Here is a 206-nt window from a genome sequence, read left to right on the forward strand (position 1 = left end):
ATACCGGCCTGTCACGCCGGGGGTCGCGGGTTCGAGTCCCGTCCACTCCGCCATTTATTTAAGACACAGTTAAGTCTTTAAAATAACTACAGGGGTGTAGCTCCAACTGGCAGAGCAGCGGATTCCAAATCCGCGTGTTGGGAGTTCGAATCTCTCCACCCCTGCCATCTTCAAGAAAGCCTCGACAGCAATGTCGGGGCTTTTTT

1 tRNA gene is annotated in these 206 nt (G+C 52.9%); it reads left to right on the forward strand.

The features are described 5' to 3' along the window. The first annotated feature begins 90 nt into the window (after positions 1–90). Positions 91–167: transfer RNA gene (locus tag VXS03_RS20235), tRNA-Trp, on the forward strand. Positions 168–206 lie beyond the last annotated feature (39 nt).

The sequence above is a fragment of the Photobacterium sp. S4TG1 genome (genome assembly GCF_036040035.1).
In the GTDB taxonomy this organism is placed as follows: Bacteria; Pseudomonadota; Gammaproteobacteria; order Enterobacterales; family Vibrionaceae; genus Photobacterium.